The 19,863-nt window shown below is 41.3% G+C and carries 22 protein-coding genes and 1 pseudogene; 14 read left to right on the top strand and 9 right to left on the bottom strand.

Going from position 1 to position 19,863, the window contains the following annotated elements; genetic code table 11:
* Window positions 1–211: 211 nt before the first annotated feature.
* On the top strand, window positions 212–1,078 hold the full coding sequence (locus tag AC1XUE_RS10090) for a lysophospholipid acyltransferase family protein (RefSeq protein ID WP_483355804.1): 867 nt from the start codon (window positions 212–214) through the stop codon (window positions 1,076–1,078).
* A 125-nt stretch (window positions 1,079–1,203) separates the two neighbouring features.
* On the top strand, window positions 1,204–1,722 hold the full coding sequence (locus AC1XUE_RS10085) for a DinB family protein (RefSeq protein ID WP_483355803.1): 519 nt from the start codon (window positions 1,204–1,206) through the stop codon (window positions 1,720–1,722).
* Here AC1XUE_RS10085 and AC1XUE_RS10080 read toward each other — a convergent pair.
* The 3 genes from AC1XUE_RS10080 to AC1XUE_RS10070 all read right to left on the bottom strand — a co-directional run bounded on the left by AC1XUE_RS10080 (window position 1,719) and on the right by AC1XUE_RS10070 (window position 5,161).
* The gene (locus tag AC1XUE_RS10080) at window positions 1,719–3,893 is read right to left on the bottom strand and encodes a cation:proton antiporter (protein WP_483355802.1); all 2,175 of its coding nucleotides are present in this window, start codon (window positions 3,891–3,893) and stop codon (window positions 1,719–1,721) included. The genes AC1XUE_RS10085 and AC1XUE_RS10080 overlap by 4 nt on opposite strands.
* 6 nt (window positions 3,894–3,899) lie before the next feature.
* Entirely contained in the window at window positions 3,900–4,715 is an 816-nt protein-coding gene (locus AC1XUE_RS10075) for a carbonic anhydrase (RefSeq protein WP_483355801.1), read from the bottom strand.
* 143 nt (window positions 4,716–4,858) lie between these two features.
* On the bottom strand, window positions 4,859–5,161 hold the full coding sequence (locus tag AC1XUE_RS10070) for a YciI family protein (protein WP_483355800.1): 303 nt from the start codon (window positions 5,159–5,161) through the stop codon (window positions 4,859–4,861).
* A 476-nt stretch (window positions 5,162–5,637) separates the two neighbouring features.
* On the opposite strand from AC1XUE_RS10070, the gene AC1XUE_RS10065 reads away from it, so the two are divergent.
* A complete protein-coding gene (locus AC1XUE_RS10065; RefSeq protein ID WP_483355799.1) occupies window positions 5,638–6,219 on the top strand; it encodes a Crp/Fnr family transcriptional regulator in 582 nt (193 codons plus the stop codon).
* Window positions 6,220–6,295: 76 nt separating this feature from the next.
* Here the strand turns inward: AC1XUE_RS10065 and AC1XUE_RS10060 are convergent, their stop codons facing one another.
* Window positions 6,296–6,652, bottom strand: a complete 357-nt coding sequence (locus AC1XUE_RS10060) for a DUF983 domain-containing protein (protein WP_483355798.1) — start codon at window positions 6,650–6,652, stop codon at window positions 6,296–6,298.
* 111 nt (window positions 6,653–6,763) lie between these two features.
* Window positions 6,764–7,255 carry a hypothetical protein gene (locus tag AC1XUE_RS10055; RefSeq protein WP_483355797.1) on the bottom strand — a complete coding sequence of 164 codons (492 nt, stop codon included), beginning with the start codon at window positions 7,253–7,255 and terminating at the stop codon, window positions 6,764–6,766.
* A 148-nt stretch (window positions 7,256–7,403) separates the two neighbouring features.
* Between AC1XUE_RS10055 and AC1XUE_RS10050 the strand changes: the two genes are divergently transcribed.
* Window positions 7,404–7,772 (top strand): hypothetical protein, encoded by a 369-nt coding sequence (locus AC1XUE_RS10050; protein WP_483355796.1) that lies wholly within the window; start codon window positions 7,404–7,406, stop codon window positions 7,770–7,772.
* A 126-nt stretch (window positions 7,773–7,898) separates the two neighbouring features.
* Here the strand turns inward: AC1XUE_RS10050 and AC1XUE_RS10045 are convergent, their stop codons facing one another.
* The gene (locus tag AC1XUE_RS10045; protein ID WP_483355795.1) at window positions 7,899–8,132 is read right to left on the bottom strand and encodes a hypothetical protein; all 234 of its coding nucleotides are present in this window, start codon (window positions 8,130–8,132) and stop codon (window positions 7,899–7,901) included.
* 450 nt (window positions 8,133–8,582) lie between these two features.
* On the opposite strand from AC1XUE_RS10045, the pseudogene AC1XUE_RS10040 reads away from it, so the two are divergent.
* Together AC1XUE_RS10040 and AC1XUE_RS10035 are read left to right on the top strand one after the other, a co-directional pair.
* Window positions 8,583–9,045: pseudogene (locus AC1XUE_RS10040) on the top strand (Na+/H+ antiporter NhaA).
* Between the two features lie 107 nt (window positions 9,046–9,152).
* Complete coding sequence (locus AC1XUE_RS10035; protein WP_483355794.1) at window positions 9,153–9,482, top strand: Na+/H+ antiporter NhaA; 330 nt, start codon at window positions 9,153–9,155, stop codon at window positions 9,480–9,482.
* Window positions 9,483–9,655: 173 nt separating this feature from the next.
* Here the strand turns inward: AC1XUE_RS10035 and AC1XUE_RS10030 are convergent, their stop codons facing one another.
* Complete coding sequence (locus AC1XUE_RS10030) at window positions 9,656–9,892, bottom strand: hypothetical protein (RefSeq protein ID WP_483355793.1); 237 nt, start codon at window positions 9,890–9,892, stop codon at window positions 9,656–9,658.
* Window positions 9,879–10,091 (bottom strand): hypothetical protein, encoded by a 213-nt coding sequence (locus tag AC1XUE_RS10025; RefSeq protein WP_483355792.1) that lies wholly within the window; start codon window positions 10,089–10,091, stop codon window positions 9,879–9,881. Before AC1XUE_RS10025 ends, AC1XUE_RS10030 begins: the two co-directional genes overlap by 14 nt.
* 444 nt (window positions 10,092–10,535) lie before the next feature.
* Here AC1XUE_RS10025 and AC1XUE_RS10020 point away from each other — a divergent pair, with 444 nt between their 5' ends.
* The 8 genes from AC1XUE_RS10020 to AC1XUE_RS09985 all read left to right on the top strand — a co-directional run bounded on the left by AC1XUE_RS10020 (window position 10,536) and on the right by AC1XUE_RS09985 (window position 19,040).
* On the top strand, window positions 10,536–12,683 hold the full coding sequence (locus AC1XUE_RS10020; protein ID WP_483355791.1) for a TonB-dependent receptor: 2,148 nt from the start codon (window positions 10,536–10,538) through the stop codon (window positions 12,681–12,683).
* Window positions 12,684–12,719: 36 nt separating this feature from the next.
* Window positions 12,720–13,373, top strand: a complete 654-nt coding sequence (locus tag AC1XUE_RS10015; RefSeq protein ID WP_483355790.1) for a hypothetical protein — start codon at window positions 12,720–12,722, stop codon at window positions 13,371–13,373.
* A gap of 67 nt (window positions 13,374–13,440) precedes the next feature.
* Window positions 13,441–14,511, top strand: coding sequence for a sensor histidine kinase (locus AC1XUE_RS10010; RefSeq protein WP_483355789.1), 1,071 nt, complete (start codon window positions 13,441–13,443; stop codon window positions 14,509–14,511).
* A 2-nt stretch (window positions 14,512–14,513) separates the two neighbouring features.
* Window positions 14,514–15,266 (top strand): LytR/AlgR family response regulator transcription factor, encoded by a 753-nt coding sequence (locus tag AC1XUE_RS10005; RefSeq protein ID WP_483355788.1) that lies wholly within the window; start codon window positions 14,514–14,516, stop codon window positions 15,264–15,266.
* Between the two features lie 289 nt (window positions 15,267–15,555).
* Window positions 15,556–16,329, top strand: coding sequence for a non-homologous end joining protein Ku (gene ku, locus AC1XUE_RS10000; RefSeq protein WP_483355787.1), 774 nt, complete (start codon window positions 15,556–15,558; stop codon window positions 16,327–16,329).
* Window positions 16,329–16,865, top strand: a complete 537-nt coding sequence (locus AC1XUE_RS09995; protein WP_483355786.1) for a DNA polymerase ligase N-terminal domain-containing protein — start codon at window positions 16,329–16,331, stop codon at window positions 16,863–16,865. Before ku ends, AC1XUE_RS09995 begins: the two co-directional genes overlap by 1 nt.
* A gap of 3 nt (window positions 16,866–16,868) precedes the next feature.
* Window positions 16,869–17,768: a non-homologous end-joining DNA ligase gene (gene ligD / locus AC1XUE_RS09990; RefSeq protein ID WP_483355785.1), complete on the top strand. Its 900-nt coding sequence runs from the start codon at window positions 16,869–16,871 to the stop codon at window positions 17,766–17,768.
* A gap of 111 nt (window positions 17,769–17,879) precedes the next feature.
* Complete coding sequence (locus tag AC1XUE_RS09985; RefSeq protein ID WP_483355784.1) at window positions 17,880–19,040, top strand: glycoside hydrolase family 18 protein; 1,161 nt, start codon at window positions 17,880–17,882, stop codon at window positions 19,038–19,040.
* 11 nt (window positions 19,041–19,051) lie between these two features.
* On the opposite strand, the gene AC1XUE_RS09980 is transcribed toward AC1XUE_RS09985, so the two are convergent.
* The gene (locus tag AC1XUE_RS09980) at window positions 19,052–19,801 is read right to left on the bottom strand and encodes an endonuclease V (RefSeq protein ID WP_483355783.1); all 750 of its coding nucleotides are present in this window, start codon (window positions 19,799–19,801) and stop codon (window positions 19,052–19,054) included.
* Between the last annotated feature and the right edge of the window lie 62 nt (window positions 19,802–19,863).

The raw sequence follows: 19,863 nt of genomic DNA, 5'->3' as shown, positions 1-19,863 counted from the left end.
GAAAGAGTATTATGAAGCGGGTCGGAAACAATAATGATGCTTGTGGTGTTAATCCGTAGCCCAATACAGGTTTTATTGGAGCTGATTTTTCAACCCACAATTTGTCCGTTTTAGTATAATTCCTTTTTACAAATCAGATAACAGCATGCAAATTTGTATACACAGTTTCTGTGATTATTAAAATACTGTATCTGACGCTTACCACCACAATATGATCACTTCCCGAGATAGTAAAACCATTTACGAAAAAATACTATTATTTAGCGCGGCCTCATTTTCTTCATTGCTATATTTTTTCCTGCATCGCATATTTAAATATCGGTACAATGTGGTCGTATCAAACTTGTTGTCGTCATTCCCGGATAAGAGTATTGATGAGATTAAAAAAATGACTACTAATTATTATAAACATATGGGCGATCTGATCATAGAACCCATATTGTTCATTTTAATAGGAAGCAAGGGGCGCAAGAAGCTTGCGAGGTATAGTAATATCGAATTGGTTGAGAAAATCTACGAACACAAACAAAACGTAGTGGCTTTGGCTTCGCATTATGGAAATTGGGAATACCTCATCAATATTCCTAAAATGACCAGGTTTTCTTTAATTACAGCTTATAGTCCGTTAACCCAGAAGTTCGCTGACAAGTGGTTGCTGAAGATAAGATCTCTCTACGGTGTAAATCTGATCGCGAAAAATAGTTTTTATAAAGGAGTATTGACCACGATGCGAAATGCGGTAAATCCTATTATCACAGTTGTTATCGCTGACCAACGGCCTGCTCCTGGTAGTAACAAATATTTCGTTGACTTTCTTGGACAGTCGACCTGTGTGCAGCTTGGCGCTGAGCGGCTGGCAAACGCTTCAGGTTCTGTCGTGCTTTTTCTTGAATGTAGAAAAAAGGCCAGATTCCATTATGAATATACTTTCCATTCCTTGGGCGACGAACGCGCCGGTTCTGAACCTTTGGGAATTACGCAGGCCTATTACAATATGCTGGAGAAGAATATAGTGGCATCTCCAAGTCATTGGTTATGGTCACACAAGAGATGGAAACCTGTGGCAGGTAAAGCGTGATGTATCGGTAGTTTTTTGTAAGAAATCCAGTAAGCTACTAAAAGCATATCCGATTTGAATATCTTTGTTAAATCCATCGTGATCGTATAAATCCGGGACTATCAGCATACATAATTTCCTCTTCAATGACAGATCGTAAATTTCCAATTGGTCCGTTTGTATTAAAGGATGTATACAACAGTGAAGAGCTTGAGAATTTCCTCCTAAGTATTTCAAACGCTCCGCAGGATTATTCCCGATTGGTTGCCCATGTTTCGGAAGAAGCACTATTGAAAGGTTATCGCGAAGGAAGTTGGAATGTTCGTCAGTTGGTACATCACGTTGCCGACATTGCGTTACTTCATTATTTTCGCATGAAAAAAGCCATAACAGAACCTGGTTCCGATATGGCTTTGATCAATATGGATGGATGGGCGAACACGGCTGACTCTGTACAGGGGTCAGTGGAAGATTCCCTGATGATGTTCGAAGCCATTACAAAGCGTTATGTGTTGCTTATTAATTCGCTGACCGAAGAAGAAAAAGCACTATCATACTTTCATCCTGTCAGGCAGATTATGCTGGATCAGCGTCAGGCAACTGCCATGTCGGCCTGGCATGTTCGTCATCACCTGGCTCATATACAGTTAGCGCTCGCCGATTAATTTCCTGGTCGCAGTATATTCTTAAATAGTTTGTCTCCGGTTTTGCCCAGTTGGCTCATACCTTGTTGCAGGAGCTCACCTGTACGCTCAAATTCCCCACTCGGATTCTGTGAGAATGTCGGACTTAAATCCGGGTACATCAGCAGGTAATTGTACTGGCTGAAATACTTGGCAAGATGCCGTGGTATTTCTGCCAATCCCTGATGGTAACTGATATTGCCTGGGCGGGCAGAGATAACGATGAACAGGTCTTCTTTCCGGACATCCCGGGCCAGTATCAGAAAGTCATTCCAATTATCAAACACGGTGAAACGGGCATCCGGTCCCTTATTTTCATGGTTCTGACGAGTGATTGTTTTTAATGTACTGGAAGAGCTGTAGTAATGAATATCACAATTGAGTTGTTTGGCTATTGTTGTAATTCGTTCCTGTAAGATAGGGAATGATGGTTCCATTTCTGCCCGGTCTGGACACACCACTGTCATATTTCTGATCGTATTCAGTGGTTGCATGCCGTGTATCAGGTATATGATCTGTGAGCATTTATCCAGAAGGCTCCTTGATTTTAATCCGGTTGCCGATCTGCCATTATCTTCATTTTTTTCCTGCCCGATAATAACCTCGTGAATCCGCTTCTCTTCCAATGTATGCTGGATTCCTGACACATAATTAACATCGTATCGGATCAGCGGAGTCAATATCACATCTGTAGCTGCGGCAGTCACCACCATTTTATCCTGATAGGCTTTTAAGCGCCTTTCCTCCGATTCCCGATCGTCATTGTCTGAACTGATAACAGATAGTGCGAATATATTCTGTTCCTGTTTGCGTGGTTGCATCAGCAAGGCGAGTTCTACCATAGGATCAATGGTGTCTTCTTTTGATGCAGCAATGAGAATATTGCGCGTATCTTTTTCTTCTGTATCTAGCTTTCCTTCGTTCATTTCCTGAGCAATCTTCGCGGAAGCGCTTGCTGTTGCTACCGATGCAAGTGAACAGGTGATCAGAATCATGATAATAGAACCATTCAAAACGTCTTCATTCAACAATCTGATTGGCTCGCCAAATTCGTTCTGACCAACAATGATGTTGTAACCCACGAGAACTGTTGCGAGTGTTGCAGCTGCCTGAGCGGAACTTAAACCGAATATCAGTGTGCCTTCATGCCGCTTCATCCCGTAAATTTTCTGAGTAATAGTGGCTGCCATCCATTTTGCCAGGATGGCAGCTGCTGTCATTACACCGGCTACTTTCAAAGATTCCCAGCTTTTGAACAAAACTTTAATATCTACCAGCATACCGACACCAATCAGGAAAAACGGGATGAAAAGAGCGTTTCCCACGAAGTCAATACGGTTCATTAAAGGGGAATGATGTGGAATGAGGCGGTTGAGCGCTAAGCCTGATAAAAATGCTCCGATGATGGCTTCTATCCCTGCCAGTTCCGCGAAAAAGGCACCCAAAAAGACCATGGCCAGCACAAATATATATTGAGAAATGCTGTCATCGAAACGTTTGAAGAACCATCTGGCAATGATTGGGAAGATAAACCATACAATGGCTGCAAAAGCAAGTACAGACACCGTCAGTTGTATCCAAAATGCTTGATTGACCTCTCCCTGACTCATTTTGGCAATTACAGCCAGAACAAGCAGTGCCAGAATATCGGTGATGATTGTACCGCCTACCGCTATCGTTGCGGCGATCGTTTTATGTACATTGAACCTGGCGGCAACCGGATATGCAATAAGAGTATGTGAGGCCAGCATGCTGGCAAAAAGTATACTAGAAATCCAGGTAAAATCCAGAATATAACGTGCTGCAGCTCCTGCAAGAAGCATGGGAACAGTGAATGTTAGCAAACCGAAAACAAGACTCTTTTTGCTGTTTTTCTTAAATTCTTTCAGATCTATCTCCAGCGCAGCAAGAAACATAATATAGAGTAGCCCAACAGTTCCGAACAGAACGATGCTGCTATCTCTTTTAAGTAGGTTTGCTCCATGCTCCCCGATAAGTACACCCGCCAGAATCAGGCCGATTACATAAGGTACCCGTATTTTATTAAGAAGAAGAGGAACGAAAAGGATAATGAACAGTACAAGTGAAAATATCAGTACCGGATTACTGAGCGGTAGTTGAAACATTCCCTCTGCATTGAGTAATAAGGTCATAACGATTTATTTTTTAGTCAATGTGTTGATAGAGGACTTCTGCTCAAGTACGGTGACTACTCCTTTTGAAGCATCGAAGTAGGCACTTTTGAGGACTACCTTACCACTGTCTGCCAGTGCCTTTAGTATGGGACTTTGTGCGGTGATCTGATTCAATGACAGTGTAGCCTGATTTTGGGCGATATTATTCACATAGTCTTTATTAGCCGAAGATCTGTCGGCAAATTCCTGGGCAGACGTCATGGCTTTGCCTAGTTCACGGGTAATACTTCCAAAGTTCCCGGTCTGTACGTTGTCGCATGCCGCGCCGATCATTTTACTGTTGCTGTTGGCCAAAACCATAATAACCTTTGTGCCGCTATACATAGCAGCGTATTCCATTACGGCAACGTGCTTGGGGTCGAGCAGGCAGGCCGGACTGGATAATTGCATAAACATGGATTTTCGTAGGTCAAATATCCTGTCGGGAGATTGGGGCAGATCAACGTCTGTCAGCAGGAAAAATGGTTTTTTCCGGGACAGGCTATCAGGTATCGGTTCCGATGATCGGTAAATAAATGCTGAATCCCCGGCGTACCTTTTGTTTCCTTTCAGCAATGTGGAATATACCTGTACTGCATTATTCTTGTAGATGGAGTCCAGTGCTTCCCGAAATGAGAATAATTGCTGATGATTATCCAGAGAATCGGTAGCTGACGAGTCGGTTGCAAGTGAATCAGTTTCTTCGCTGTATTCGGTGTCTGTTTTTGAATCACATGAGAAAAGGGCGCTGAATATGAACAGGCTAGCCACTATACGCCGGATTTTGGGAATGTAAACCATGTGCGTGATTTGTAGAAAATATCAACTATAAATTTTAACGAATGAATAATGTACCAAAAATACCTCAGAAAATTTCTATATCTGATGTATAAAGTTTTTCCCTAACAGGGTATCTGGCGATAAGCTATTCTTGGTTCTGACTGCTATAGCGAGTCCTTTTTGGTAAGCAAATGTTCCAGTTCCGGATGGATTTGAGAGGTTAAAAATTCGGTGACCTTAAACTCTGCCAGTTTATGAATAAAGAAGGGATCGTCGTTAATGATCAGGTTCACATCTTTCTCGGAATCAGCAATGCACAAAATGATGCCCCCTGTCCGGGGAATCTTTCTGCCTGAGGCAATAAATACATTATTATCATAATGCGATTTAAGGTACCTGACGTGATCAAACATGTACTTATCAATTTCTTCAAGCGAAGCCGTATAGTTGATGTCAATGATAAACATGGTAGGTTGTTTTTGTTTTACAGTAAATAAAAACAATCATTCCAGTTTACCGGTTTGCAAGCCGTGAGGCGGTCTACACGGTCTGTTACAAGTCTTTGAAGCAGATTGGTGAGTTATCGTTCAGCCTGCAGCCGAAGCTTATATAATTTAAGATTGTTGATGAAGTGAAAAAAGGAGGTAGTGTGGTATAGGTAAATGTCTTCGCAGCACTTCATAACACTTCAATATTCATTAACAACGCAGTACAATGTTTATCAATATGATTTATGCTGACCAAATTTTGGATGCAAAACTCTATGCTTTGATTTTCTATTTCAAGAATTAATTTCTCAAAAATTGATAAATATCAACATTCGATGAATTAGGATATAAATTTACATTGTGAGGGAATAATTTGACAAATAATTGACATTTTGCTTTTATGTAGTATCTAATTAATTCTATTTTCACGGTGAATGCTGGCATAATTAAAATACATGATTCATTTTCTATCACATTTAAAAAATCACAGAGTTCTTGGAGAATTGTCGGAGCCTGTCTTACTGAAGATATTACAGAAATGCCTGATCAGAACGATGTATCCCAGAGAAATACTTTTTGAACAGGGTGGTAATGACAATAATCTTTATTTTATCATAAAAGGTGTTGTGAAGGCTTCCTTCAAGTATAAAAATGAAAAGATAAGTTCCATGTATTTTGGTGAGGGAGAGGGGGTTACAAATGTAGACCCTGCATCTATTCCTGCCGATGAGTGTCTTATTTTTGAAGCGGTAACTCCGGTTACTGCTATTTACATCGAATATTCAAACTTCACTGAATTGATGAATGAGTTTGAAGAAATACGCGATATACATGTTGGGAATTATGCTGCAGCACTTATCAAATACGAACAACGGCTTAGGTCTTTACTATGTAACTCTGCGAAAGACCGATATAACCAGTTCATGGAAGAGTATGGTGAACATATTTCTTATTTTACACAAAAAGATATTGCTTCTTATCTTTCTATTACACCGGAAACGCTCAGCCGGTTGAAAAAAAATCAATCAAAGTCGTAGAGAAAGAACTTCTTGTAAGAAATTGGTATTTCAAAAGTCTCAATGGTCATAAAATCTTATGAACCAGTTTGTAAAATCAATCCTGATAGTCAACAAATATGTGAATCCAGATTGCTCTGGCTATTCTGATGATCATAGGTTGAAGTGATAGAAGCAAGAGTGTGATGACCACAAAAAACCAGTTCATATCCATACGCGCATACACCAGAAGTAAGATGGATAGAATTGCCATAATGAAGATTACGATCGGGAAGCTTGTCCATAAGGCACCGATGTAAAAACCTGGTTCCATTTTGAAATCCTGATCACACTCAGGACAACGGTCGGGCATATCCAATCCACCTTTGAAACTGTACGGATTGGATTTGAGAAACAAATCTCCTTTGTGGCAGCGCGGACATTTCAGTCTGATAATGCTATATAACTTAGACATACGCTATTTTTTATTGCTTTGCTGATTGAGATCACACTGCTGCAGGAGCCGAAGTTATATTGCGGATAAAACCAGGATATTGAAAGAAAAAGATTTGTATAAGGGGGCAACTTATGGCTTGATCGGCTTCAGCCCCAGCATTGCCTTCGTACCAATTTTAGGAAGGTTGGATGGAACTCTCAAAATCGTGTCATCTGTTACCGGAAACGCTTTGCGGTTTATAATATAACGATCAATGATAAAGTCTACTTCCTGCATAAAACTGATTGGCTGATCATCAATTGTCGAAAGGTTATATAGTTTCTTATGCCAGATCGCTGCATCGAGGTTTGCTTCCAACGTGTATAGATTTTGAAATCCATGGTCAAATTTGAAAAGTATACCTTTTTCTGCATTCGCAATCAGGCTGTCAGGTGCACCGGTGAGGGTAATAGGCATGAAGGTTTCTCTCCCGTACACAAATCCGCCATGGTTATTTTTGATATACTCCCGCATTTTTCTGGGAGCATCTCCAATATTAAGCACATCTACCAGCAAGATCTGGCTTGCTGCATGAAACTGACCCCTGTTTATAATAAGCGGTAATGTCGAGATTTGAATCATTGTATTGGTAAGTCATTTGATTTACAAAAGTAAGGGGTTTGGAATTAAAAACCGTTTCGGGCATTAGTCACATATTGAATATACAACCAACGCTGGCATGATAATTTCGTTTTTTTAGCTTTACTAAAATGATATAAAAATCAAGGGTATGGGAAGATATCAGCGATTTGTCGCACTGCTGGGAGATGGCAGAGAGCACTTTCACGACACCGAACTGGACGCCGTAATGCCAACAGAGCCGGTTGTTATTGATGCAAATGGATTTTCAGATGCCTATCGTTATGATGGGTATGTGTTCTTAAATAGGGACTGGTTCAAAAAGTATAGCCGGAACTGGCAAAAAGATACAACCGAGATTGACGACCTATTGGTAAAGCTGGTAAAGCATGCAAAGCCGGGATCTAAATCGGAGAATCTCATTAAAATTCAGGCTTATCTGGCTGAACCACCTGAAACCATAGAAGAAACGCTGGAACTCTGGAGCAGCTTCCATGACCCTGTATTAGCAGAGATATAGTATATAAGATATGATAGCTGAGTATGGCTTGTACCGGAATAAAAGCTGGATATAAGCCATATTTTTTTGTTGGGACAAAAAAAGAGGAACCAATTGATTCCTCCCTTTCATCTAACTTAACCCTTATTATATTTCTTTCGCTGATTTCATTTTTAGTTCTATCAGACTGGCTTTCTGGTCCGGGGAGTATTTTATTTCTGTAATTGCTTTTCCTGTCCTTGGAGCCGGAGTTTCTAAAGCCGGAATGGTTAAAGGAAGCGTACTTACGGTAGTGCTGATTTCCTTATCTTTTATTGCATACGCAAATGTGCAGGTACTCAATACAAATGTGCATATCAGGATATTTACTATGTTTTTCATCTTCGTGAATATTCAGGTGTTTCTTTTATTTGTCTAATTTGATAAAACAAATGTAGCACGAGTGTGATTCGTATTTATTAGAATATTTATAGGAGATCAAAATGCGGTATGAATGGTTTTTGTTAATTATGAGTGCATTTTGGTATATAAAATGTTTTTAATATTTATGTCAATATAAGATTCGTCTTTCTTTGCTTAAAATTGATATATTGTTAAAGTGCAATAGCGCGTGTGCAAAAGATGTATCAGTATACTATTTGGTATTTGCTGTTTCTCATACACAAGCGAAGGTATTTACCTATTTTTGACCTATGATCAGAAATATTACCTCAAGACTTTTTTCCAAGATCTTACGGTCAGGTTCTTTTGGGAGGCATCATCCTCATTTCCTGTGTAATCATCTCCATGCTTATTGCCAATTCTCAATGAGGAAATGCATTTGAAAGGCTTTTGAGTACAGATGTAGGTATCCATAACGGTATTCTGGATTTAGAGTATTCTGTTCTGATCTGGATTAATGACGGTTTGATGGCTATTTTCTTCCTCCTGGTTGGGTTAGAGATCAAACGGGAACTGGTAGGGGAGAATTATCCTCGTTCAAAAAAGCATCTTTGCCAGTATTTGCAGCATTAGGAGGGGTGTTGTTTCCTGCTCTGATTTACACGCGTTTGAACGTTGGAACTACAACTGCCGGAGGTTGGGGAATTCCCATGGCTACTGATATTGCTTTTGCTCTTGCGGTATAACTATGCCGGGGAAAAGCTACCCGACTTCATTTAAGGTATTCCTTGCCGCACTTGCCATTGTGGACGATCTCCTTGCTATTCTGGTCATTGCAGTATTTTATTCTATAGATTTGCATTATCAATACCTCGCCTATACCGTAGGATTTTTTCTTATTGCTCCTATCTAATAAACTCGGAGTACGTTCAATGGCTGCATATCTGATTCCTGGCGTTGCTATATGGTACCTGATCCCATTCTGGAATACATGCCACCATTGCCGGTGTGCTTACAGCCATGGCTATTCCCACATCACATGATCCAAAGAATTCACCGCTCGAAAAACTGGAACATAAGCTGGTAAATCCAGTGAATTTCATCATTATGCCATTATTTGCGATGGCCAATACTAACTTCGAATCAGAAATGATAAGTGGAGTAGGGACCACACTTGGATTGGGAATTATGGCAGGATTGGTAGTAGGAAAGCCGATGGGTATTTCACTCTTTTCGTGGATAGCAGTAAAGATTGGAATATGCGCCAAACCAGAAGGGGCCACCTGGAGTCAATTAGCGGGTGTGGGTATGTTAGGAGGTATTGTGGTTTTACAATGTCTGTGTTTATAGCATTGCTTTCTTTTCCGGGACAATGGCTGATTCTTTGTTAATAGCAGGAATAATCGGGTCACTGACCTTGCGTGCGTTGGGGAGAGATCAAAACTGAATTGCGTTTTTCGACTGGTAATAAGAATGGCGATCTGGAGTAATCCTGACCGCCACATTTGAACCTTAATTAAATATCAGGCAGAAAGCAAACTGAGTTTTTGATATACTTCTTGTTGACTTTCACTTACTGTATACAAGACTTTATTTTTTAAATATATGGTTGAGCCTTTTCCTGTTTCGATCGGAGCAACTTTTACAACGTCTTGCTTATGTATGATGATGTTGATGAATTTTTGACCTAATAATTTAAATGTACCTGACTGTACCATATTCTTTTTTGTTCTTGGATTAACTATGTTAAGCAATTCCATGCGACGAACTTCCTGACTTTAAATACAATAACACATAGTCTTTGGAAATAAGGAAATACCCAAGATCTGTTCTGTCACTTGATTTGAGAAAATCTGCTACTTCACGTTTCGCATCATTTTCGGTTGTGGCGCCAGTGACTGTTAAAACTGCACCTGGTTTCAAAGTAATTGTCGCGTTGTTTTCCAATGAAGCTATCATATTGTTAATTATTTAAATGATCAGTTGGTTGAGAATTGTTATTTGATTCGAGATAAAAAATAAGTGTGCCAGTCTTTATCAATCCGGGTTCTGATAGGCATCTTTTTGCTATAAATAGAAGGTTTTAACGAAAGTGAAGTTGCTTAACTATTTGATTTATAGTGAAATAATTTTTTTCATTATTTTTTATATATTTTGTTCTGCCTTGGGTTAAATGGTATTAATTGGTGATCCATTGATATCTATCCAGGGTTGTAGTGTTGTGAAAAAGATACGCATGGAGATCGTGTCAACAGTCAGCTGAGTTTGTAGTGAAAATCTGGCTACTGATCCGGCTCATCCTTCCATTCTGCATTTCATCCATCAGATCCGTCACTTCGGAAAGGTTAAGTTGATGAGCTGTATGCTTCTGTCCAATTTTGATTTAACAAAACAGACGAGGTAATGAAAATAATTTACATTTCACTTCTTATACTACTCACTTTTACAACTAGGGCACAGACCTATTTGTCAGGAAAGGTCACTGATGCAAAAGGTACAGCAATTCCGGGCGCCAATGTATATCTCAAAGGAACTTACGACGGTGCTTCGTCAGATGCCGTTGGTCAATTCTCTTTTGCATCAGATGAAATGGGGAGTCAGATTCTGATCGTTCAGGCGATAGGCTATAAGTCCTCAGAAGAGCAAATTGAATTGAAAGGAACGGCGGTCATATTAAAACCCATACTTCAGGAAACCATCAATTTGCTAAAAGCTGTGACCATTACTGCGGGAGCAATGGAAGCCGGGGATGAAAGGAAATCGGTAGTTCTGAAGCCGATTGATATCCTTACGACCTCCGGTGCCATGGGCGATATCACAGGCGCATTTCAGACATTACCGGGAACATCAACAGTAGGCAATGACGGACGCCTGTTTGTTCGGGGCGGCGATGCATCGGAAACATCTATCTATATGGATGGGCTGCAGGTTGGTAATGCCTTCGGGACAGCAGCCTCCAATGTGCCCACACGTACCCGTTTCAGTCCTAATCTGTTCAAAGGGTCTTTTTTCAGCACAGGTGGATATTCTGCGGAATTTGGACAGGCACTTTCTTCCACACTTGCTCTCAATTCGCTGGATATGCCATTGCGTAATCAGGGAGACATCAGTGTGTTGTCAGTCGGAGGCGGATATACACATACTTTGGTGGGAAAGCAAAATGCGCTGACCGCATCGGCCAACTATGTTAATCTTGCTCCTTACCAAAGTATTATAAAACAAAATTTCGATTGGGAAAAAGCGCCCGAAAACTGGGATACGGAAATTGCCCTTAAACAAAAATGGGGGAAATCAGGATTTATAAAAGCTTATTTTCATACCGAAGGCAACAATATGACTATCTGGCAAAAATCACCGGGTGAAGAGGGGAGAGGACGTAGAATTGGTATCAAAAATCAGTATTCATATGGCAATGTTTCCTTCCGGCAAGCTGGCAGGCATGACTGGTTCTTCACAGGCGGATTGGCTTATTCCTACAACCGCGACAGGATCAATCTTGACTATGTGCCGATTCGGCAGGTGAATCAGGTTGTGCACGGGAAAGTGGTTGCGATCAAAGATTTCAATCCGCAGTTTACTCTCAAAAATGGGTTGGAATATTTCGGGAAAAGCTATTCAGAAGCGCTGCCGAATGAGGGAAGGCAAAGGGACATGGCGGATCATCAGCTAAATCACTTTATAGAAACCATCTATTATTTTAATAACAATCTGGTGGCCGTGGCAGGTTTACGTACCGGATACAGCGTGCTTGCAAGACAAATGTGGGTAACACCACGGTTTTCTATTGCGTATAAGGTAAATGAGGGTCAGGTATCCATGGCAGCAGGAAAATTCAAACAACTGCCGGAGGAGAAATTGAGATTACTCGATCATAACCTGAAAAATGCAGGTTCCAACCATTACATCCTGAATTACTTTTTTGCAAGTAACAGCAGGACGTTCCGCGCTGAATCATTCTATAAAACTTATGACAATCTGACTACGTATACAGGTACTGTTTCTGCTCCGGAGAACATCGGTCAGCTTGGATCCGGTTATGCCAGAGGTTTCGATTTTTTCTATCGCGACAGGCAATCAGTCAAAAAAACAGACTTCTGGATCACGTATAGCTTTGTGGATAGTCGCCGCAGATTTGCATACTACAAAACCCGCGTGCAACCTTCCTTCGCCCCGAAACATAATGGCTCTGTGGTGGTAAAACATTTTGTAGGTCGGTTGAAGTCTCAGCTGGGCAGTTCGTGGTCTTGGAATAGCGGATATACGTATACGAATCCCAATGAACCCGGGGAGATGCAACACAAAACCAGCATGTATAGCAACCTGAGTCTGAGCTGGAGTTATCTGCCCAAACCCAACGTAATACTGCATATCGCCTGTTCCAATGTGTTGGGTCACGATAACGTATTCGGCTATCAATATTCCTCAGCTCCGGATGAGAGTGGCTCCTTTGCCAGTCAGCCCGTCGGACAAGGTGCAAAACGATTTGCGGTGGTGGCCCTGTTTATCACACTTTCGAAAGACAAGGCCGCCAATCAGCTCAATAATCTATAATTCAATCTATTTTTAAACACTTAATTCTATACTAAAATGAAAAAGCTACTTACGCTCATTGCCATCTTCGCTTTCTGTTTTACTGTAACTTTTGCACAGGAAACAGCGTATCAGAAAGCCATGAAAAAGGAAATTGCTAAGGTGATAGGAACGGATTCCGTTAGCTCATTACAACAGTCGGCGAATGCTTTTGCACGTATTGCTGCGCTGAATACCAAAGAATGGCAGCCTCTTTATTATGGTGCTTTAGCCTATACCTTTCAAGGATTTAGTCCATCTTTGAGTCTGGATAAAAAAGATGAAGTACTGGCAAAGGCGGATGAGCTTTTAAAAACCGCGGAGGCTGTATCGCCGGGGAATTCAGAAATTATTGCGCTGCAGGGATTTGTATTGATGGCTAAGCTAAGTGCTGACGCGGCAAATAGAGGACAAAGTCTGTCGGGTACCATCATGGCAACGTATGGTAAGGCACTGGCTATCGATGGGAAAAATCCGAGAGCACTGGCGATGCTTGCGCAAATGGAGTTGGGCATGGCTCAGTTTTTCGGGAATGGACCAGAGAAAGCATGTGGATTAGCGAAACAAAGTCAGGCTATATATGAAGCTCAGGATGAAGCGGCACGCATTGCCAATATGTTGCCAACATGGGGTAGAACCATGGCTAAAAGTGTGCTTAGTAAGTGCAAATAGGCATGCTCAACGGCTGATATATTTATTACATTTACCAGGTTCAGTTAACGTTTAAAAGTGAAAGTCGATGTCCTATTCCAATACCAGTATTACAGACAACAATAAGTTTTGGAATTTTTCTCTGGGCTTCTTTGGTGTGAACGCTACAATTGCGGTGGCAATAACAGTGCTTTTTACACCTGCAAGATTTTATGCTGACGCCGCCGGCCTGGAGAAGGTTGGATATAATCTGATCATTACCTTTCTGCTGTCGGTGGGACTGAGCTATGGCGGATACATTACCGAACGCTATTTTAACAACCGTATGCCATGGATTCACCATCCGGTAAAGAGGCTGTTGCTGCAGTCGTTCGCTTACATGGCGTATTCGTTTGTAATTAGTTATGTACTGATACTCATCTATGCACTATTAAGGAAGTTCTTTACCTGGGAAAATATACCATGGCGAGAGCTCATAGGTGATACAAAACAGCCAATGATTATCGCATTCATTGTGACCAGTGTATTGATTAGCCGATCGTTTCTGTTACAGTGGCGTAAAGCAGCGATTGAAGCGGAACAGCTCAAAACCGAACAATATGCGCAGCAATACCAATCCCTAAAAGATCAGCTCAATCCACACTTTTTGTTCAATTCACTGAATGTGCTCAGTAATCTGGTATATGATAATCCGGATACAGCAGCAGGGTTTATCAGGCAACTTTCGAAGATTTACAGGTATGTGCTGGATGTGCAGCATGAGGAATTAGTATCTATGTGGCAGGAACTTGAATTTGCTGAGAACTACCTGGCACTACAGAAAATAAGATTCGAAGAGGGCTTACAGTATAACATCCGTATTGATAAAAATACCTCCGGCTATCTGCCGCCACTTTCCTTACAGCTATTGCTGGAGAATGCTATTAAACACAATGAAGCATCGCGGGCAAAACCGCTGTATGTGGACATTACGTTGGACGGCAGTAGTCTGATTGTAAAGAATAATCTCCAGCCTAAAAAGAGTGTAAGTGAAGAATCTACAGGTATTGGACTGACTAATATTGAAAAACGATACGCCTTGCTCAGTGCCGAAAATTTGTCGATCAGGAATACAAATGGGTATTTTGAAGTACGATTGCCTCTGCTGAAAATGAATTGATTATGAAAATCCTTATTATAGAAGATGAAAACCTGGCGGCCAAACGCCTTGTGAAACTCATCAAAGAGTATATGCCCGAAGCGCAAATTTTCGGAAATCTGGATACAATTACCGCATCTGTACAATGGCTGGAAAATAATCCGGAACCAGACCTTATTTTTCTTGATATACAACTGGCAGACGGGATCAGTTTTGATATTTTCGATCAGGTAAAAGTCAAGGCACCGATTATTTTCTGTACGGCGTTTGATCAGTATGCCTTACGCGCTTTTAAGCTGAACAGCATTGATTATCTGCTTAAGCCTGTGGATCCGGATGAATTGAAGAAAGCGCTTGACAAGTTTAAAGATGGGAGAAAGGAGCCTGCTGTCAGTATAGATCAGATACGCCTGATGTTGGGGCAGCGTGCAAAAACTTACAAGAATCGCTTTCTGGTGAAAGTGGGTGAAAAAATACAAACTGTGAATATTCAGGAAATTGCTTTTTTCTTCAGCGAAGATAAAATGACACTATTGCAAACAAGCCACGGTAGAAAATTCATAGTAGATTATACCTTGGATGAAATCGAAGATATGGTTGATCCGGAATCATTTTTTCGTCTCAATAGAAAATATATCAGCGCTATTGCCGCTATTAAAGAGGTATTTACTTATTCAAACAGCCGGCTTAAAATTCATTTAGAAAACAGCAACGACAACGACATCCTGATCAGCCGGGAGAGAATGAGTGCTTTTAAGATTTGGTTAGGGCAGTGAAATGCTTAGCTACATTTGGTAATTTAGCCACGGACGTACGGATTTCTACGAATGTCTTTTCTTAATCAATTTTATCATTTCTATCCATGCTCATCTGTGTATCTGTGACAATAAGTGACTAGTTGCGAATGCGCGGATCTTTCTCTTGAAGCGGCTAAGTGTATGATCTGTGCTCATTCGTGTATCCGTGGCAATAAAGAACTGTAGCAATAAAGATTGCCTAGCCTGTCGAGGCACAGATTTTTATACTTCACTCTCATCGGTTTTATACACGTAAAATGTTGAAAATATGAGAGCTATATGGTCGGGGGCCATCGGTTTTGGCCTCGTTAATATTCCTGTTAAACTCTTCAGCGCCGTTCAGGGAAGTGAAATTGACCTGGATATGCTGGATAAAAAAGACAACGCCAATATCAAATTCCAACGGGTGAATGCCAGCACCGGCAAAGAAGTAAAGTGGGAAAATATTGTGAAAGGCTACAAAATAGAAGATAAATACGTAGTGCTGGAGGATGCGGATTTTGAAAAAGCAAGCCCGGAAAAATCCAAACTCATCGAGATCTCTGAGTTTGTAGATGAAAAGGAAATTGACAGCATATACTACGAAACGCCCTACTATCTTCAACCTGAAAAATCTGGGGGAAAACCTTATGCGCTTTTGAGAGAAGCTCTTAAAAAAACCGGGAAGGTGGGGCTCGGCACTTATGTCCTTCGAAACCGGGAAAGTCTGGTGTTGATAAAACCGCAGGACGACCTGCTCATTTTAAATAAAATTCGTTTTCAGGAAGAAATCCGCGATACAGATGATCTGAATATCCCCAGTGTCAAAATCAAACCTGCCGAAATGAATATGGCTGTGCAACTGATCGAATCTCTCACAACCGATTTTGACATCACGAGCTATAAAGATACCTACAATGAAAAATTACTGAAACTGATCATGGCGAAGGCGAAGGGCAAAAAAGTGGCTGCTCCCAAAATGGAAGTGGTTCACTCGAAGAGCCGCGACCTGATGGCGCAATTGAAAGAAAGTCTTAGTTCATCTAAAAGAAAAGCTTCCTGATGGCACTCAGCACCTACAATAAAAAACGTCAGTTTGATGACACCCCTGAGCCAAAAGGAAAGGCTGAAAAGGATAATCAGTTTCGGTTTGTAGTGCAGAGGCATGACGCTACACGGCTGCATTACGATTTCAGGCTCGAACTGGGAGGCGTACTCAAAAGCTGGGCAGTTCCCAAAGGACCATCTATGAACCCGGAAGACAAGCGGCTCGCAGTGATGGTGGAAGATCATCCGGTAAGCTATATTGATTTTGAGGGGACCATTCCGAAAGGGAATTATGGTGCAGGAGAGGTCGAAGTATGGGATCACGGACAGTTTTTTCCGGTAAATGGTGATCTTGAAAAGATGACTGAAAAGCAGGCGCTGGCCGCCCTGAAAAAAGGAGAACTGAAAATATTTCTGAAAGGGAAAAAGATTGAGGGTGGCTTTGTACTGGTCAAATTCAAACAGGAAGGTGATAACTGGTTGCTGATCAAACATAAGGACGAATATGCCGTCGAGAAAAAGTATGATATAGAGAAACACCGCAAATCCTGACAGATGAAAAAGGAAGCTGAACTGACGAATCTGGATAAAATATACTGGCCGGATGAAGGCATTACAAAAGGTGAACTATTGGATTACTACAGCAAGATAGCGCCCTATATTCTTCCATATCTGAAAAACAGGCCATTATCATTGTTGCGTCATCCAAACGGTATCAAGGAGAAAGGTTTCTTTCATAAAGACGCCGGTGACAGTGCGCCTGGCTGGGTCAAAAAAAAGGAAATTCATTCGGAGTCCACCAATAAAATGATCAATTATCTGGTATGCAATGATGTCGAAAGTCTGCTCTTTATTTCCAATCTGGGTTGTATTGAAATGAATCCGTGGAACTCAACCATCAACAAGTTGGATCGCCCTGACTACATCGTGATGGATATTGATCCTTCAGCAAAAAATACATTTGAAGAAGTCATTGATGTTGCGCTTGTCATCAAGGAAATTATGGATGAAACCGGCATGACGGGCTATTGTAAAACTTCCGGTTCGAGCGGTTTGCACGTGTATATTCCTTTCAATAAAAAATACACCTACGACGAAAGCAGGGATTTTGCGCACATCCTGGCAAGTATGGTTACGGAGCGCTTACCTAAAACTACAACTCTTGAACGCTCATTGAGCAAGCGTAAAAAGAACCAGATTTACGTAGATTTTTTGCAGAACAGGGAAGGACAGACACTTGCTTCTGCGTATAGTGCAAGACCGAAACCGGGAGCTACCGTCTCTGCCCCACTGGAATGGAAAGAGGTAAAGCATGGTTTGCAGATCAGCGATTTTACTATTCACAATATGATTGAAAGAGTGGAAAAAAAAGGTGATTTGTTTAAAGGAGTTTTGGGAAAGGGGATTGACATGAACAAAGCGCTCACGAAGATGGAGACATTGCATGCAGGCTGATAGATGCATGTATGTTTGAGCTGATACTTATTCCGGCAAAATAGGTACAGCGGACTATTATGCTGCTATTTTTGTGGGAATAATGATGTAGAACAACTCAATTCCTGAACCATGCAACTAATTCCAAAATCATTAAGAAGCCATCTGGCCTTTTTACTCACCTTATGTATCCTGCAAGTGTTGGCGGGCTGTAATACTTCCTCCGGGGAGCAAGAAACCACTAAGAAAAATAAACCTGTAGTCATCGGCTACGTAGGCGGCTTCCATGGATTGCTGAATGTAGCGAATATTGATGTGCAAAAGCTGACTCATATCAATTATGCATTTGTCGATATCAAAGAAGGAAAGGCATTTTTGACCAATGAGAAAACAGACTCCACCAATTTTCGAAAATTAAACCTGTTGAAAGAGAAAAATCCGGATCTGAAAATACTGATCTCCATTGGTGGCTGGGCCTGGAGTGAACATTTTTCGGATGCAGTGCTTACGGCAGATGCCAGAAAAGAATTTGCAAAAAGTTCGGTAGATATCATCAGGAAATACAAACTGGATGGTGTCGATATTGATTGGGAATATCCTGCATTACCTGGCGAAGAAGGTAATGTATATCGTCCCGAAGACAAGCAAAATTATACGCTGATGTTTGAAGAAATCCGTAAAGAGCTGGATGTAATGGAAAAGGAGACGGGTTCCAAAAAGCTGCTTACTACAGCCGTGGCAGGTTGGGTGGGATTTCTGAATGCTACCGAAATGGACAAAGCACAGCAATATCTCGACTTTGTAAATCTGATGACTTATGATTTGTTCCAGGGCGATACGGTAGTGCATCATGCGCCGCTTTACACTACAAATATGTATCCGACAGAAAAATCTGCGGATACTGCTGTGAAAGGGTTCGTGAAGGCAGGTGTTCCTATCGAAAAACTTGTGATGGGAATTCCATTTTATAGTAGAAAATTTACAGTAGCAGGCACCTTGGAAAAAGGGCTTGGACAAAAGCAGTCTGCACAGACCTATTATAAAGGCTACACATTTATCAAAGATAGTCTGGTGAACCAGAAGGGATTTAAATCATACCGGGATGAGGTAGCGAAAGTTCCTTATCTGGTGAATCAGCAAACCAAGGAAATCATCAGCTACGAAGACGAGGAGTCGATTCAGGAGCGCTGTAAATATGTGTTGGAAAACAAAATGGGTGGCGTGATGTTCTGGGAGTATGACTCAGATCCCAAGCGTTATTTGCTGAATGAAATTGATCGTAGTTTGAAATAAAACTTGCTGCATTAAAACAGGGTCATTTTCGGTATATCATGGTATCCTTCTTTTAAGTTACCGGTTCTGAAAAGATTTACAAATTCATGCGCCTTCCTGGTCGGTTCAGGGAGGCGGTGCTTCCTGACACAATTCATGGCGATGGAAATACTGTCAGCCAGACTCATCCCATTTCCCGGCGATATAAAAACCGGCTTCACATTCACCTTTGTTCGGAGGGCAAATCCAATTGTTTCATTTTTGTCTATTACCGGCGTGTAGGTTCCTTTGTAAGCATCAGGTTCTGTGTATTTTCCTGCCAGTTTTTTCTTCGCGCATCCCATGGTAACGGTTTTTGTGAGCACACCGAAATGTGAAGCAATACCCATTCTGCGGCTGTGTAGAATACCATTTCCGTCAAACATAATCACGTCAGGCCGGTTGGCAACAGGGATCTGTTCGAATGCCCGGGTAATGGCCGGAATCTCACGGAAAGCCAGGTAACCCGGTATGTAAGGGAATGTGTTTATTGCCGTTACCAAGGAATAGGCAATAGGTTGTAAGTCGTCCATATCCAGAATTACTAATCCCGCAAAAACGGTTTCCCCATGTAAGTCCAGCGAAATATCTGCTCCTGCAATCGTTCTGATTCCGGAACGTAACGGTTTTAGGTTAACTTGATGGCGCAGGGCGTTCTGTAAATTAGTTGCCTCTGTGATACTCAGGTTGTTATATTTATCAACAGGTATTTGTAATTCCAAAAGATCCGAAAGTTCGTTCATAACGTTTATAGGTGGCATGATATTCTTATATAAAATGAGCATCATTATCCCTAAAAAATCGA

The sequence above is a fragment of the Dyadobacter sp. HNCC25DJ187 genome (assembly GCF_056895255.1).
The sequence above is the reverse complement of the archived record's forward strand: the minus strand, read 5'-3'. Positions and strand labels throughout refer to the sequence as shown.

What these genes read in the sequence shown, in the direction of transcription:
- AC1XUE_RS10090 (WP_483355804.1), top strand. Translation starts at nt 212, where the DNA reads ATGATCACTTCCCGAGATAGTAAAACCATTTACGAAAAAATACTATTA.
- AC1XUE_RS09985 (WP_483355784.1), top strand. Translation starts at nt 17,880, where the DNA reads ATGCAACTAATTCCAAAATCATTAAGAAGCCATCTGGCCTTTTTACTC.
- AC1XUE_RS10050 (WP_483355796.1), top strand. Translation starts at nt 7,404, where the DNA reads ATGGGAAGATATCAGCGATTTGTCGCACTGCTGGGAGATGGCAGAGAG.
- AC1XUE_RS10015 (WP_483355790.1), top strand. Translation starts at nt 12,720, where the DNA reads ATGAAAAAGCTACTTACGCTCATTGCCATCTTCGCTTTCTGTTTTACT.
- AC1XUE_RS10020 (WP_483355791.1), top strand. Translation starts at nt 10,536, where the DNA reads ATGAAAATAATTTACATTTCACTTCTTATACTACTCACTTTTACAACT.
- AC1XUE_RS10075 (WP_483355801.1), bottom strand. Translation starts at nt 4,715, where the DNA reads ATGGTTTACATTCCCAAAATCCGGCGTATAGTGGCTAGCCTGTTCATA.
- AC1XUE_RS10025 (WP_483355792.1), bottom strand. Translation starts at nt 10,091, where the DNA reads ATGATAGCTTCATTGGAAAACAACGCGACAATTACTTTGAAACCAGGT.
- ku (WP_483355787.1), top strand. Translation starts at nt 15,556, where the DNA reads ATGAGAGCTATATGGTCGGGGGCCATCGGTTTTGGCCTCGTTAATATT.
- AC1XUE_RS10065 (WP_483355799.1), top strand. Translation starts at nt 5,638, where the DNA reads ATGATTCATTTTCTATCACATTTAAAAAATCACAGAGTTCTTGGAGAA.
- AC1XUE_RS10045 (WP_483355795.1), bottom strand. Translation starts at nt 8,132, where the DNA reads ATGAAAAACATAGTAAATATCCTGATATGCACATTTGTATTGAGTACC.
- AC1XUE_RS10035 (WP_483355794.1), top strand. Translation starts at nt 9,153, where the DNA reads ATGGCTATTCCCACATCACATGATCCAAAGAATTCACCGCTCGAAAAA.
- AC1XUE_RS10070 (WP_483355800.1), bottom strand. Translation starts at nt 5,161, where the DNA reads ATGTTTATCATTGACATCAACTATACGGCTTCGCTTGAAGAAATTGAT.
- AC1XUE_RS10060 (WP_483355798.1), bottom strand. Translation starts at nt 6,652, where the DNA reads ATGTCTAAGTTATATAGCATTATCAGACTGAAATGTCCGCGCTGCCAC.
- ligD (WP_483355785.1), top strand. Translation starts at nt 16,869, where the DNA reads ATGAAAAAGGAAGCTGAACTGACGAATCTGGATAAAATATACTGGCCG.
- AC1XUE_RS10005 (WP_483355788.1), top strand. Translation starts at nt 14,514, where the DNA reads ATGAAAATCCTTATTATAGAAGATGAAAACCTGGCGGCCAAACGCCTT.
- AC1XUE_RS10080 (WP_483355802.1), bottom strand. Translation starts at nt 3,893, where the DNA reads ATGACCTTATTACTCAATGCAGAGGGAATGTTTCAACTACCGCTCAGT.
- AC1XUE_RS10030 (WP_483355793.1), bottom strand. Translation starts at nt 9,892, where the DNA reads ATGGAATTGCTTAACATAGTTAATCCAAGAACAAAAAAGAATATGGTA.
- AC1XUE_RS10085 (WP_483355803.1), top strand. Translation starts at nt 1,204, where the DNA reads ATGACAGATCGTAAATTTCCAATTGGTCCGTTTGTATTAAAGGATGTA.
- AC1XUE_RS10055 (WP_483355797.1), bottom strand. Translation starts at nt 7,255, where the DNA reads ATGATTCAAATCTCGACATTACCGCTTATTATAAACAGGGGTCAGTTT.
- AC1XUE_RS09995 (WP_483355786.1), top strand. Translation starts at nt 16,329, where the DNA reads ATGGCACTCAGCACCTACAATAAAAAACGTCAGTTTGATGACACCCCT.
- AC1XUE_RS10010 (WP_483355789.1), top strand. Translation starts at nt 13,441, where the DNA reads ATGTCCTATTCCAATACCAGTATTACAGACAACAATAAGTTTTGGAAT.
- AC1XUE_RS09980 (WP_483355783.1), bottom strand. Translation starts at nt 19,801, where the DNA reads ATGAACGAACTTTCGGATCTTTTGGAATTACAAATACCTGTTGATAAA.